14 protein-coding genes and 1 pseudogene are annotated in these 13,033 nt (G+C 39.5%); 13 read left to right on the top strand and 2 right to left on the bottom strand.

Annotated elements, in window-relative coordinates; translation table 11 throughout:
- Nucleotides 1–10: 10 nt before the first annotated feature.
- The 12 genes and pseudogenes from HMPREF9184_RS00755 (at nucleotide 11) to HMPREF9184_RS00810 (ending at nucleotide 10,100) form a co-directional block, all read left to right on the top strand.
- Nucleotides 11–2,680 (top strand): SNF2-related protein, encoded by a 2,670-nt coding sequence (locus tag HMPREF9184_RS00755; RefSeq protein WP_000232084.1) that lies wholly within the window; start codon nucleotides 11–13, stop codon nucleotides 2,678–2,680.
- Between the two features lie 217 nt (nucleotides 2,681–2,897).
- Nucleotides 2,898–3,488 (top strand): DNA-directed RNA polymerase subunit delta, encoded by a 591-nt coding sequence (rpoE, locus tag HMPREF9184_RS00760; RefSeq protein WP_000418419.1) that lies wholly within the window; start codon nucleotides 2,898–2,900, stop codon nucleotides 3,486–3,488.
- A 138-nt stretch (nucleotides 3,489–3,626) separates the two neighbouring features.
- Nucleotides 3,627–4,334 carry a B3/B4 domain-containing protein gene (locus tag HMPREF9184_RS00765; RefSeq protein ID WP_000395702.1) on the top strand — a complete coding sequence of 236 codons (708 nt, stop codon included), beginning with the start codon at nucleotides 3,627–3,629 and terminating at the stop codon, nucleotides 4,332–4,334.
- Between the two features lie 48 nt (nucleotides 4,335–4,382).
- A pseudogene (locus HMPREF9184_RS00770) lies at nucleotides 4,383–4,502 on the top strand (choline-binding protein A); the annotation flags it as partial.
- A gap of 96 nt (nucleotides 4,503–4,598) precedes the next feature.
- Nucleotides 4,599–4,898, top strand: coding sequence for a DUF4651 domain-containing protein (locus HMPREF9184_RS00775; RefSeq protein WP_009444075.1), 300 nt, complete (start codon nucleotides 4,599–4,601; stop codon nucleotides 4,896–4,898).
- Nucleotides 4,895–5,212: a thioredoxin family protein gene (locus HMPREF9184_RS00780; RefSeq protein WP_000632385.1), complete on the top strand. Its 318-nt coding sequence runs from the start codon at nucleotides 4,895–4,897 to the stop codon at nucleotides 5,210–5,212. Before HMPREF9184_RS00775 ends, HMPREF9184_RS00780 begins: the two co-directional genes overlap by 4 nt.
- 14 nt (nucleotides 5,213–5,226) lie before the next feature.
- Entirely contained in the window at nucleotides 5,227–5,853 is a 627-nt protein-coding gene (gene ytpR / locus HMPREF9184_RS00785) for a YtpR family tRNA-binding protein (RefSeq protein WP_000578295.1), read from the top strand.
- A 41-nt stretch (nucleotides 5,854–5,894) separates the two neighbouring features.
- Nucleotides 5,895–6,656 carry an SDR family NAD(P)-dependent oxidoreductase gene (locus HMPREF9184_RS00790; RefSeq protein WP_001107738.1) on the top strand — a complete coding sequence of 254 codons (762 nt, stop codon included), beginning with the start codon at nucleotides 5,895–5,897 and terminating at the stop codon, nucleotides 6,654–6,656.
- 76 nt (nucleotides 6,657–6,732) lie between these two features.
- Nucleotides 6,733–7,128 carry a single-stranded DNA-binding protein gene (locus HMPREF9184_RS00795; protein ID WP_000282468.1) on the top strand — a complete coding sequence of 132 codons (396 nt, stop codon included), beginning with the start codon at nucleotides 6,733–6,735 and terminating at the stop codon, nucleotides 7,126–7,128.
- A 156-nt stretch (nucleotides 7,129–7,284) separates the two neighbouring features.
- Nucleotides 7,285–7,569 carry a co-chaperone GroES gene (gene groES, locus HMPREF9184_RS00800; RefSeq protein ID WP_000917342.1) on the top strand — a complete coding sequence of 95 codons (285 nt, stop codon included), beginning with the start codon at nucleotides 7,285–7,287 and terminating at the stop codon, nucleotides 7,567–7,569.
- A 15-nt stretch (nucleotides 7,570–7,584) separates the two neighbouring features.
- A complete protein-coding gene (gene groL, locus HMPREF9184_RS00805; protein WP_000031561.1) occupies nucleotides 7,585–9,207 on the top strand; it encodes a chaperonin GroEL in 1,623 nt (540 codons plus the stop codon).
- 125 nt (nucleotides 9,208–9,332) lie between these two features.
- Nucleotides 9,333–10,100, top strand: coding sequence for an epoxyqueuosine reductase QueH (locus tag HMPREF9184_RS00810; protein ID WP_000567567.1), 768 nt, complete (start codon nucleotides 9,333–9,335; stop codon nucleotides 10,098–10,100).
- Between the two features lie 70 nt (nucleotides 10,101–10,170).
- Here the strand turns inward: HMPREF9184_RS00810 and ntdP are convergent, their stop codons facing one another.
- Entirely contained in the window at nucleotides 10,171–10,704 is a 534-nt protein-coding gene (gene ntdP, locus HMPREF9184_RS00815) for a nucleoside tri-diphosphate phosphatase (RefSeq protein WP_000775318.1), read from the bottom strand.
- Between the two features lie 88 nt (nucleotides 10,705–10,792).
- A complete protein-coding gene (gene recX / locus HMPREF9184_RS00820) occupies nucleotides 10,793–11,569 on the bottom strand; it encodes a recombination regulator RecX (protein WP_000705111.1) in 777 nt (258 codons plus the stop codon).
- Between the two features lie 37 nt (nucleotides 11,570–11,606).
- Here recX and rlmD point away from each other — a divergent pair, with 37 nt between their 5' ends.
- Nucleotides 11,607–12,977, top strand: a complete 1,371-nt coding sequence (gene rlmD / locus HMPREF9184_RS00825) for a 23S rRNA (uracil(1939)-C(5))-methyltransferase RlmD (protein ID WP_001050319.1) — start codon at nucleotides 11,607–11,609, stop codon at nucleotides 12,975–12,977.
- Nucleotides 12,978–13,033: the final 56 nt, after the last annotated feature.

The following is a 13,033-nucleotide window of genomic DNA, read 5'->3' on the forward strand; positions in this document are numbered from 1 at the left end:
AGGGGGGATTATGGTATTTTCTCAAGTTTTAAGAAGTAAAATTCAACCAACTTATCAGAGTAAAAATTTGGTTCAAGAATTTTATGAACCAATATTGTCTGAAGCAAATATATATAGAAGGGTATCTGCTTATTTTTCTAGTGAAGGTTTAGCTTTGTATTCAAAAGGATTGGATAAGTTGTTCGATAACAATGGCTTTGCACAATTTATTATTTCAACAGATATTTCTGAAGAAGATTTTTTTAAAATACAAGAAGGTTATGAACTCAAAAAAACTTTAGAGCAATTAACTAGACAGCTAAAACAATCGGTATTAAATAATAAAACCAAAGAATCGTTAGGGAATTTAGCTTTTATGATTGCAAATGGTAATGCGGAGGTAAAATTCGCGATTATTCCATCTGGAAAAGGGATATTTCATGATAAATTTGGATTAATTAGTTCGGATAAGGATATTATTTTCTTTAATGGTTCTGTTAATGAAACCAAAAATGGATTGGAATTAAATTATGAAAGCATATCTGTAGATGTTTCTTGGGACACAAGTATCAATGTACAGTCTAGAATACAGACGAATGAGAAACGATTTGAACGACTGTGGAATAACGAAGAGCCTAATATTCTCACTGTAGATGCTACAGAAGTAGTCTATTCTGAGTTAAAGAAATATCAGATTCATTCTTCAATTAATCTTGAGGATACAAAAGATTCGGTCTTTGAGGGTGTCTATTTTTGTATGAAAGATGAAACAACGGTTTTTCGTCAAGATAGTTCTTTTAATAGAATCACTAGTATCGATAGGTATCTAAACCTGGAATCGGATTTATCAGAAGAATATTTTGAAGAGGATAACTCAACTATTAAGAATGAATTTTCTTACAAGGATATTGAGTATGTTATTGAAGTTACGAAGAAAAGATGTGAGAGAAGGGGTATATTAGTCAAGATATCGGATGATGTTCGGGAATATCTAAATTCAAATCGGTATTCTATTGAACAATATAAGAAATTAGGTATTTATTTAAAGTCTCCTGAACAATACGCAATTCACGGAGAGCAAGAAAAGTTTGAAGAGTTTGTTTCTGTAGTTGGTTCAGAGGTTATTCGACCATTTAAAAAGTTGCAACTTGAGGCGGCTTTCTATGAATACAGGATGGCTAGAGCTGCGAACTTTTCCGTGCCAGGTTCTGGTAAGACTGCGATGATTTTAGCTGTTTTTGCATTTTTGAATTCCTCGAAAGTTGAAAGTGAGCATGTGGATAATCTATTGGTTATTTGTCCTATTAATGCTTTCAACAGTTGGAAAGAAGAATTTAAACAAGTATTTGGAAATAAGAAACAGTTAGAAGTAATTGATTGTCAAAGTTCTAAAGATTTTGCTTTCGATTTATCTTTGAACTGGAAAATATCGAATCTTGTATTAGTGAATTATGAATCGTTGACAAAATACAAAGACAAGTTACAGGAATTGTTGTCAATTAAGACAATGATTGTCTTTGATGAAGTTCATAGAATAAAAAATCCTTTTGGCATTCGTGCTCAGGCTGCTTTGGAACTAGTTAAAAATTTGCGATTTAAATTTGTTTTAACAGGAACTCCAATACCTAATTCATATCAAGATATTTATAATTTTCTTCACTTATTGTATGCAAATGAATACAATGCATTTTTTAGATGGAATTTAGATGAATTAAAAAATCCTAGTGTTAGGAAAATTGATGAAATAAACAAAGCTTTGATGCCCTTCTTCTGGCGCTTAAATAAGAACGATTTGGGGGTGCCTAAACCGGAACCAGATATATTTTTTGTTGTGGAACCTAGCGAGGAACAGAAACAATTAGCACAGTCCATATACTATAACGAATCGTCGAGTTTAGCCAGATTAATTCGATTGATACAAGCGTCCACAAATCCTGAATTACTTAACAAAAGGATTGAATATAAAGATATGTGGTTTGCAGACGATAATGATAAAAATGACACAATAGAAATTTCGGAAGATTTGTTTTATAGTAGATTAGAAACACCCTCTATTTCAGCTATAAAAGAGGCAAAAGGATATGATGAGTATGATTTTTCAAGTATGATTTCTCCTAAATTTGAAAAAGGTATTCAAAAAATTCAAGAGCTGGTATCTGAAGGGAAAAAAGTTATAGTCTGGGCAATTTTTGTTAATACAATGAAAAAAATCAAAAATAGACTTAACCAAATGGGGATTCAAGCTAATTTAATTTATGGAGGTACAGAAGTTTCTGATAGACAAAAATTAATTAATGATTTTCGCTTTGGTGATACTATGGTAATGATTTCTAATCCTCAAACATTAGGTGAGTCAGTATCGCTTCATAGAGAAGTACATGATGCCCTGTATTTTGAGTATAATTTTAATTTAACTTTCATGCTTCAATCTCGAGATAGAATTCACAGACTAGGTCTAGAGGATAATCAATATACCAGATATTATTATTTGCAAACAAAATCTGAACCAGCTGATAGTGGTAATGCAGGCTATGTTGATGAGAAAATATATAGAAAATTGAAGAAGAAAGAAGAAACTATGTATAATGCTATTGATAATGGCGATTTAAAAATAGAATTTTCTCAAAATGAGATAGATGAAGCAATTAGCATTATTGATGAGGAACGGAAGCGTATTATAAAAAATACTGAGTTAAAATGAAATCAGTTTACTTTCAACTAAATACCGCTATTTTAAAGGTTTGTATCTTAAATTTACCATATGATAAAATCAATTGATTTTTACTTAATAAATCATAGACAAATCTATTTTAACCTTTGACTATTCCGCAAAATTATCGTACAATAAAGAGTACATGATAAAATGAGGTCAGAGTCTGTTCGCTCTGGCGATAGTAGTAAAAATGAGGAGAAACGCTTTGGAATTAGAAGTATTTGCTGGGCAAGAAAAAAGTGAACTATCTATGATTGAGGTAGCGCGTGCTATCTTGGAACTTCGTGGTCGCGACCATGAGATGCATTTTAGCGATCTTGTAAATGAAATTCAAAACTATCTTGGAACATCAAACAGCGATATCCGCGAAGCCTTGCCTTTGTTCTACACAGAGTTGAACTTTGACGGTAGCTTCATCTCTCTTGGGGACAACAAATGGGGGCTTCGTTCATGGTATGGTGTGGACGAAATCGACGAAGAAATCATCGCTCTTGAAGAAAGTGACGACGATGAAGTAGCACCAAAAGCTAAGAAAAAACGTGTCAATGCCTTCATGGACGGCGATTCAGATGCCATTGACTACAATGCAGATGATCCCGAAGACGAAGATGCATACGAAGCAGATCCAGCTCTTTCTTACGATGATGAAAATCCAGATGATGAGAAAAATGAAGTGGAAGCTTATGATGCAGAAATCAACGAAATCGCGCCTGATGACTTGGGTGAAGATGTAGAACTCAACGAAGAAGACGACGAGTTTTCAGATGATGACGCTGAAACGAGTGACGAAGTATAAGAAGCCTCACAGAGGAGATCAGTTTGATCTTCTCTTTTTATTTGTCGGGAGAGAGTTGATGATTTCCTTGAAATCAGGGGCTAGAAGGTGTAAAATAAAAGTAGGAAGTTGAGCATTTTTCAAAGGAGGTGCCTGCCGATGGAGTTTCGTTTAGATAAAAGTTTGTATGACTTGGGGATCAAGAATGTCGTGATTGGTATTGCTAAAAACGTCGATTCTCACGCTGCGTTGCCTCTTGCTTTTCTGAAAAAGAAAGAGGAGAGGGAGAAATGGGCGCTAGAGTGTGATGTAAAAGAAGTTCAAGAGTCTCCTGTTATCCAAGGTTATAGGCAGTTGCTCCAGCGAGTTGGGCGTAGCGTCAAGAAAAATCCACCGACAGTGGTTGCCCTCATTCGCAATATCCAGCATCGTGGCTCCCTCCCTCACATCAACAGTATCATCGATATCTACAATGTAGAGACGCTTTCTTCTTTGCTGGCGATTGGTGGGCATGATTTGGATAAGATTGGGGAAAAGATAGAGTTTTCTGTTAGCCAAAGGGAGGACATTTTCCTACCTATCTTGTCAACGGAGAAGCATGTTGCACAGACGGACTATGTTTATCGGGATGAAAATGGAGTTTTAGCTTGGCTGGATGTTCGCGATAGTGAACATTACAAATTTGATGAAGATACAAAAAATGCTATTTTCATCATTCAAGGTAATGAAAATACCTCGGTAGAAATGCGTATAGAAGCGTTAGAAGAAATTGAAAAGGATTTGGCTGCTTGCATGCCGGATTTGCAGTTTGAAAAGAAAGTCATTTCTCTTGAAGAAAACCGCACGGTGGTTCAGGACATTTACTGAGTTTTATAGTACCCACTTTATGGTATGCAAACAAAGGAGGAAAGTGCCATGAAGTCCAATGTTTGGATCAAGGACAAGTGGTACTATCTGGATTCTTCAGGTAAGATGCTTCGCAATACCTACACACCTGATGGCTATTATGTCGGCAACTCAGGTGCTTGGCAATAAGAATGAGAAGTCCTTTTCCTCTTACTAAGGGAAGGGGATTTTTACTTGCCCTAATCCATGTTTCCTCATTTGTCCTAAAGCCCTTTTTGTGTTACAATGAAAGGTATGAAAGCTAAGAAATTATGGATGACTGGCTTGACTGTGGCTGGTCTAAGTGCCCTTGCTTTGGGTGCCAAAAAAGCAACAGATCATCACAAACTCATGAAGACTCAGGAAGAGTTGACAGCGATTGTACGAGACTATTTCTCAGATATGGGAGAGATTGCGACACTCTATGTTCAAGTTTACGAAAGTAGTCTAGAGCGACTCGTCGGAGGAGTCATTTTCGAGGATGGTCGTCACTATACCTTTGTCTACGAAAATGAAGATCTGGTCTATGAGGAGGAAGTCTTATGATTACTCCTGGTAGTATAGAAGAACTCGCAGGTTTTGTCGAGCAGGATGGCAAGAAGGTCTTTCTTTTTGTGGCGGACTGGTGTGGCGATTGTCGTTATATCTATCCAGCCTTGCCAGAGATTGAGGAGACCAATCCAGAGTTCACCTTTATTCGAGTAGACCGAGACCGGTATATGGATCTGGCTAAACTCTGGGATGTTTACGGAATTCCTAGCCTTGTTGTGCTAGAAAAGGACAAGGAAATCGGTCGTTTTGTCAATCGCAACCGTAAAAGCAAGGAAGAAATTAACGACTTTTTAGCAGGACTGAAATAGGAGAAAAGGAAACAATGATTTTTACATATAACAAAGAACATGTAGGTGATGTCCTTATGGTCATCGTGAAAAACAGCGGAGATGCCAAATTGGACGTGGAGCGTAAAGGCAAGGTAGCCCGTGTTTTCCTCAAAGAAAATGGGGAAACAGTGGCTTGGAATATTTTTGAAGTTTCAAGTTTGTTTGAGATTGCAGAGCGTGGTCAAGTCTTTTTATCAGATGAGCAAGTCGCTCGTTTAAACCAAGAGTTGCAGTCTGAAGGTTTTATAGAAGAGATTATCAACGATAAGGAACCTAAGTTTGTTGTTGGTGAGATTGTCGAGATGGTAGCTCACCCAGATAGCGATCACCTCAATATCTGCCAAGTTGCAGTCGCGAGTGATAAGACGGTGCAAATCGTTGCTGGAGCTCCTAATGCGCGTCTTGGCTTGAAAACCATTGTAGCTCTTCCTGGAGCGATGATGCCCAAAGGTAATCTCATTTTCCCAGGCGAACTTCGTGGCGAAAAGAGTTTTGGCATGATGTGCAGCCCTCGTGAACTTGCCTTGCCAAATGCTCCGCAAAAACGTGGGGTTATTGAATTATCAGAAGACCAAGTTGTCGGAACTCCATTTGACCCAGCTAAGCACTGGACTGCCTAAGAAGTTGTCAGTATCTGATACACCAGATAGGAGGGAATAAAATGGCAAAAAATGTTGTGATTACAGGAGCGACATCAGGAATTGGTGAAGCGATTGCGCGTGCTTATCTGGATCAGGGTGAGAATGTCGTCCTAACTGGACGACGGACAGACAGACTAGAAGCCCTCAAATCAGAATTTGCAGAAACTTTTCCAAATCAAACGGTTTGGACTTTCCCACTGGATGTCACGGATATGTCCATGGTAAAGACTGTCTGTGCAGATATTTTAGAAACGATAGGTCAGATTGATATCTTGGTCAATAACGCTGGCTTAGCTCTTGGCTTGGCACCCTATCAGGACTATGAAGAGTTGGATATGTTGACCATGTTGGATACCAATGTCAAAGGTTTGATGGCAGTCACTCGCTCTTTCTTGCCAGCAATGGTGAAAGCCAATCAAGGACATATCATTAATATGGGCTCTACTGCAGGAATCTACGCCTATGCTGGTGCCGCTGTTTATTCAGCGACCAAGGCTGCGGTTAAGACTTTTTCAGATGGACTGCGAATTGATACCATCGCAACGGATATCAAGGTGACAACCATTCAACCTGGAATTGTTGAAACAGATTTTTCTACGGTACGTTTTCATGGTGACAAAGAGCGGGCTGCGACGGTTTATCAGGGAATCGAAGCCTTGCAGGCACAAGACATCGCAGACACAGTAGTCTATGTGACCAGTCAACCCCGTCGTGTGCAGATTACAGATGTGACCATTATGGCCAATCAACAGGCGACAGGATTTATGGTTCATAAAAAGTAAAAAATTTCCTCGAAAAGTTACGAATTTCTGTAACTTTTTTTGATTTCCTGCGAATAGATAAGTGGGAGGATGAAAAATGTATAATAAAGTTATCATGATTGGGCGCTTGACGTCTACACCAGAATTGCACAAAACTAACAATGACAAGTCAGTAGCACGCGCAACTATTGTTGTGAATCGTCGTTACAAAGACCAAAATGGGGAACGTGAAGCCGACTTTGTCAATCTGGTTCTTTGGGGTAAATTGGCCGAAACCTTGGCAAGTTACGCGACTAAAGGCAGTCTCATTTCTGTTGATGGGGAGTTACGTACCCGTCGCTACGAGAAAAATGGCCAGACCAACTATGTGACCGAAGTTCTCGTGACAGGATTCCAACTCTTGGAAAGCCGCGCCCAACGTGCCATGCGTGAAAATAATGCGGGACAGGATTTGGCGGATTTGGTTTTGGAAGAGGAGGAATTGCCATTTTAAGTATAGAAAAGCCTGAGTAGATCTTAGGCTTTTTTATGTTGAGAAAGTCAGACTTTTTTCTTGACTATTTCTGACCAAGTGATACAATAGAATTATAAATTAGCACTCAAATATAAAGAGTGCTAATAATATGTATTTCATCATGGAGGAAAGCAAATGTTGAAACCATTAGGAGACCGTGTGGTCTTGAGAATTGAAGAAAAAGAACAAACTGTTGGAGGTTTTGTCCTCGCAGGTTCAGCCCAAGAAAAAACAAAAACAGCCCAAGTTGTTGCTACAGGACAAGGTGTTCGTACCTTGAATGGTGACTTGGTAGCTCCAAGTGTTAAGCCTGGAGACCGTGTCTTAGTTGAAGCCCATGCAGGCCTTGATGTCAAAGATGGCGATGAGAAGTACATCATCGTAGGCGAAGCTAACATCTTAGCTATCATTGAAGAATAGAAGGAAAAAGTAAGTATGTCAAAAGAAATTAAATTTTCATCTGATGCTCGTTCAGCTATGGTCCGCGGTGTCGATATCCTTGCAGACACTGTTAAAGTAACCTTGGGACCAAAAGGACGTAACGTTGTGTTGGAAAAATCATTTGGTTCACCACTCATCACCAATGACGGTGTAACCATTGCCAAAGAAATCGAGTTGGAAGACCATTTTGAAAATATGGGTGCCAAGTTGGTATCAGAAGTCGCTTCAAAGACCAATGATATCGCAGGTGACGGAACGACAACTGCAACTGTCTTGACCCAAGCTATCGTCCGTGAAGGAATCAAAAACGTTACTGCTGGTGCCAATCCAATCGGTATCCGTCGGGGGATTGAAGCAGCGGTTGCCGCAGCTGTAGAAGCCTTGAAAAACAATGCCATCCCTGTTGCCAATAAAGAAGCCATCGCTCAGGTTGCTGCTGTATCTTCTCGTTCTGAAAAAGTCGGCGAATACATCTCTGAAGCCATGGAAAAAGTTGGCAAAGATGGAGTCATCACTATCGAAGAGTCACGTGGAATGGAAACAGAACTTGAAGTTGTAGAAGGTATGCAGTTTGACCGTGGTTACCTTTCACAATACATGGTGACAGATAGCGAAAAAATGGTGGCTGATCTTGAAAATCCATACATTTTGATTACTGACAAGAAGATTTCCAATATCCAAGAAATCTTGCCACTTCTAGAAAGTATTCTCCAAAGCAATCGTCCACTCCTGATTATTGCAGATGATGTGGATGGCGAAGCTCTTCCAACCCTTGTCTTGAACAAGATTCGTGGAACCTTCAACGTCGTTGCTGTCAAAGCTCCTGGCTTTGGAGACCGTCGTAAAGCCATGCTTGAAGACATCGCTATTTTGACAGGTGGAACTGTCATCACAGAAGATCTTGGTCTTGAGTTGAAAGATGCGACAATTGAAGCGCTCGGTCAAGCTGCTAGAGTGACTGTGGACAAAGACAGTACAGTTATCGTAGAAGGTGCTGGTAATCCTGAAGCCATTTCCCACCGTGTTGCGGTTATCAAGTCTCAAATTGAAACCACAACCTCTGAATTTGACCGTGAAAAATTGCAAGAACGCTTGGCAAAATTGTCAGGTGGTGTTGCAGTGATCAAGGTCGGAGCTGCAACTGAAACTGAGTTGAAAGAAATGAAGCTCCGTATCGAAGATGCCCTCAACGCTACTCGTGCAGCTGTTGAAGAAGGAATCGTTGCTGGTGGAGGAACAGCTCTTGTAAATGTTATCCCAGCAGTGGCCAATTTGGAATTGACAGGAGATGAAGCAACAGGACGCAATATTGTTCTCCGTGCCTTGGAAGAACCTGTTCGTCAAATTGCCCACAATGCAGGATTCGAAGGATCTATCGTTATCGATCGTTTGAAAAATGCTGATCTTGGCACAGGCTTCAACGCAGCGACTGGTGAATGGGTCAACATGATTGAAGAGGGAATCATCGACCCAGTTAAAGTGAGTCGTTCAGCCTTACAAAATGCAGCCTCTGTAGCTAGCTTGATTTTAACAACAGAAGCAGTCGTAGCCAATAAACCAGAACCAGTAGCCCCAGCTCCAGCAATGGATCCAAGCATGATGGGCGGGATGATGTAAAAGTAACTTATAAAAAAACACAAAAGGAGGGAAGACGCATCCCTCCTTTTAAGTTTTTCTCTCCTAAATAGATTTGAGCTCTCCTAACTTATATGATAAAATAAGACTAGAAAAAGGAGAAGAACATGATTGATGTAGAAGAAATTCTGAGCAAGATGAATCCCAATCAGAAGATTAATTATGACCGTGTTATGCAGAAAATGGTTCAGGTTTGGGAAAAAAATGAGCAACGTCCAACTATTCTCATGCATGTTTGCTGTGCTCCTTGTAGTACCTACACCCTGGAGTACCTGACCAAGTACGCTGATGTGACTATCTATTTTGCCAATTCCAATATCCATCCCAAGGCGGAATACCACAAGCGGGCTTACGTCACCAAGAAATTTGTCAGTGATTTCAATGAGCGAACAGGAAATACGGTCCAGTATTTAGAAGCCCCATATGAACCCAATGAATACCGGAAGTTAGTTAGAGGACTAGAAGAAGAACCCGAAGGTGGTGACCGTTGCAAGGTGTGCTTTGACTACCGTCTGGACAAAACAGCGCAAGTGGCTATGGATTTGGGCTTTGACTACTTTGGTTCAGCCTTGACCATCAGTCCCCATAAGAATTCTCAAACCATCAACAGTATCGGAATTGATGTGCAAAAGATCTATACCACCCACTATCTCCCAAGTGATTTCAAGAAAAATCAAGGCTACAAGCGTTCGGTGGAGATGTGCGAGGAGTATGATATTTATCGTCAATGTTATTGTGGATGTGTCTATGCGGCTCAAGCCCAAAACATTGATCTTGTTCAGGTTAAGAAGGATGCCACGGCTTTCTTATTGGATAAGGATGTTGAAAAAGACTACTCCCACATCAAGTTTACTGTTACTAAATTAGATATATAGAAATCAACCCAGCTGAAAATCTGGGTTTTTCAAATAAAAAAACCGGGGTTCTCACCCCAGTTTGACAACTTTACCGATTCTTTAGTTCTATGTAGCGTTTGTACCAAATGTTGACATAGGCCTCTGAGAAAGGACCGCGTCCATTGTTGATCCAATCAACAAGGATTTTAACATGCTCTTTCAAAATATAGTCTAAATCATCAGAATACTTCATTTTGCGTTTATGACGCTCATACTCCTCAACGTCCAAGAGACGCTTTTCACCATCAGTGAAGACCTTGACATCCAAATCATAATCAATGTATTTCAGGGCTTCCTCATCTAGATAGTAAGGACTCGCCATATTGCAATAGTAGGAAATCCCATTATCACGAATCATGGCAATGATATTAAACCAATATTTTTTGTGAAAGTAAACAATAGCCGGTTCTCGAGTCACCCAACGACGACCGTCACTTTCGGTAACAAGTGTGTGGTCGTTGACGCCAATAATAGCGTTCTCTGTTGTTTTTAGTACCATGGTGTCCCGCCAAGTACGGTGGAGACTCCCATCATGCTTATAACTTTGAATTGTAATAAAGTCGCCTTCTTTTGGAAGTTTCATAACTAACCAACTTTCTACAATTTATAAGTTTATCGTTTACTATTATATCATAAATTGGTCTAATTTTTTTGAATTTTACATGAAAATGTTAAAGATATTCTCTGAGAGCGCTTGCTATATCCGAAAAATCATAGCCTTTTCTAGCTAAAACTTGGGTTAAACGTTGCTTTAGTTCGTAACCTTCATATTTGCGAGCGTATTTGGTATATTGTTTGTCTAACTCTTTAAAAATGAGTTCTTGAGTCGTTTCTTGGTCAACTTGACTATCCAAGTCATCAAAGGCATTTGTAGCATCAGAATAGGAGAAGCCTTTGTTCGTCAAGTTTTGAATAATCTTATCCTGCAAGGCACGAGCGGGAAGTTTTCCAGCGTATTTTTTAAGAAGTTTCTCCGCCACACGATGAGCAACCTCCGAAAAATCAGAATCCTTTAAAACATCTTCAATAGTTGATTTGGCAACTCCCTTTTGAGCAAGTTTCTGAGACAGCATATAAGGTCCCTTATCTCCAGAAAGTTGATTTGCATTGATGATAGAGTAGGAATACTGACGATCATTAATCCAGTTATCTTCTTTAAGACTCGCGATAACTTGACTCGTGATTTTTTCATCAATATCATACTTTTTCAGATACTCTCGCACTTCCTTTTCGGTTCGAGCCTTAAATGATAGATGGTAGAGGGCGAGATTCTTACCATAAGAGAACTGTGCAAAGTCCTGAATCTCGGTCAATTCTTCCTTGCTAATGACCTTATCTTTAGACAACATAAAACGGACAATGGTATCTTCCGTGATATAAGAGGTTTGTTGATTATCTAGCTCCATCAAGTAGAGGCGTTTTTTCTTTTCAAGTTTTGTGATTTTCATAGTTCTATTATACCCTAAAATGTGATAAGATAGGGGTATGAATCTGAAAGTCAAACAAAAAATACCTTTAAAAATCAAGCGTATGGGCATTAATGGTGAGGGAATCGGATTTTATCAGAAGACCCTCGTTTTTGTGCCTGGAGCCCTCAAGGGAGAAGATATCTATTGTCAGGTTACTTCTATTAAACGTAACTTTGTTGAAGCCAAATTGCTAAAGGTTAATAAAAAGTCTAAATTTCGAGTGGTACCAGCATGTACGATTTATAATGAATGTGGTGGTTGCCAAATCATGCACCTTCACTATGATAAACAGTTAGAGTTCAAAACGGATTTGCTCCACCAAGCCTTGAAAAAATTTGCTCCTGCAGGATATGAAAATTATGAAATCCGTCCAACTATCGGAATGCAGGAACCAAAGTACTACCGTGCTAAGTTGCAATTTCAGACTCGAAAATTTAACAATCAGGTCAAGGCAGGTTTGTATGCGCAAAACTCTCATTACCTTGTCGAGTTGAAAGACTGCTTGGTGCAAGATAAGGAAACCCAGACGATTGCGAATCGCCTAGCTGAGCTTCTCACTTACCATCAAATCCCCATCACCGATGAGAGAAAAACGCTAGGTGTTCGTACCATCATGGTACGTCGAGCAAGAAAAACTGGACAAGTCCAGATTATCATCGTCACAAATCGTCAGCTTAATTTAAATCAACTAGTCAAAGATCTAGTCAAGGATTTTCCAGAAGTCGTCACAGTTGCGGTCAATACAAATACAGCAAAAACAAGTGAAATCTATGGTGAAAAGACGGAAGTTATCTGGGGCCAAGAGAGTATTCAAGAAGGAGTACTCGACTATGAGTTTTCTCTCTCCCCCCGTGCCTTCTATCAGCTTAATCCTGAGCAAACCGAAATTCTCTATAGTGAAGCGGTTAAGGCTCTGGATGTTAGTGAAGAAGACCATCTGATTGATGCTTATTGTGGTGTCGGGACGATTGGATTCGCCTTTGCAAAGAAGGTCAAGAGCCTCAGAGGTATGGATATTATCCCAGAAGCCATTGAAGATGCCAAGCGAAATGCCCAAAAAATGGGATTTGACAACACCTATTATGAAGCAGGTACAGCTGAAGAGATTATTCCCCGCTGGTATCAAGAGGGCTATAGGGCCGACGCTCTGATAGTCGACCCCCCTCGGACGGGTTTAGACGACAAATTATTAGATACGATCCTAACCTATGTACCGGAAAAAATGGTTTATGTATCTTGCAATGTATCGACATTAGCGCGAGATTTGGTTAAACTAGTAAAAGTTTATGATCTCCAGTATATCCAGTCAGTCGATATGTTCCCACACACTGCACGGACAGAAGCAGTCGTTAAGTTAGTGAAGAAAAGAAAAAATCAAATTCACTGAAAAAAAGTTCTTGACAAAGGAAAAAAAGTAGGTATAATAGAAAGAGTTGAAAAACT

Origin of the sequence: Streptococcus sp. oral taxon 058 str. F0407 (genome assembly GCF_000235485.1) — a bacterium.
GTDB lineage: Bacteria > Bacillota > Bacilli > Lactobacillales > Streptococcaceae > Streptococcus.

What these genes read in the sequence shown, in the direction of transcription:
- HMPREF9184_RS00755 (WP_000232084.1), top strand. Translation starts at nt 11, where the DNA reads ATGGTATTTTCTCAAGTTTTAAGAAGTAAAATTCAACCAACTTATCAG.
- HMPREF9184_RS00765 (WP_000395702.1), top strand. Translation starts at nt 3,627, where the DNA reads ATGGAGTTTCGTTTAGATAAAAGTTTGTATGACTTGGGGATCAAGAAT.
- HMPREF9184_RS00775 (WP_009444075.1), top strand. Translation starts at nt 4,599, where the DNA reads ATGAAAGGTATGAAAGCTAAGAAATTATGGATGACTGGCTTGACTGTG.
- HMPREF9184_RS00780 (WP_000632385.1), top strand. Translation starts at nt 4,895, where the DNA reads ATGATTACTCCTGGTAGTATAGAAGAACTCGCAGGTTTTGTCGAGCAG.
- ytpR (WP_000578295.1), top strand. Translation starts at nt 5,227, where the DNA reads ATGATTTTTACATATAACAAAGAACATGTAGGTGATGTCCTTATGGTC.
- HMPREF9184_RS00790 (WP_001107738.1), top strand. Translation starts at nt 5,895, where the DNA reads ATGGCAAAAAATGTTGTGATTACAGGAGCGACATCAGGAATTGGTGAA.
- HMPREF9184_RS00795 (WP_000282468.1), top strand. Translation starts at nt 6,733, where the DNA reads ATGTATAATAAAGTTATCATGATTGGGCGCTTGACGTCTACACCAGAA.
- groES (WP_000917342.1), top strand. Translation starts at nt 7,285, where the DNA reads ATGTTGAAACCATTAGGAGACCGTGTGGTCTTGAGAATTGAAGAAAAA.
- groL (WP_000031561.1), top strand. Translation starts at nt 7,585, where the DNA reads ATGTCAAAAGAAATTAAATTTTCATCTGATGCTCGTTCAGCTATGGTC.
- HMPREF9184_RS00810 (WP_000567567.1), top strand. Translation starts at nt 9,333, where the DNA reads ATGATTGATGTAGAAGAAATTCTGAGCAAGATGAATCCCAATCAGAAG.
- ntdP (WP_000775318.1), bottom strand. Translation starts at nt 10,704, where the DNA reads ATGAAACTTCCAAAAGAAGGCGACTTTATTACAATTCAAAGTTATAAG.
- recX (WP_000705111.1), bottom strand. Translation starts at nt 11,569, where the DNA reads ATGAAAATCACAAAACTTGAAAAGAAAAAACGCCTCTACTTGATGGAG.
- rlmD (WP_001050319.1), top strand. Translation starts at nt 11,607, where the DNA reads ATGAATCTGAAAGTCAAACAAAAAATACCTTTAAAAATCAAGCGTATG.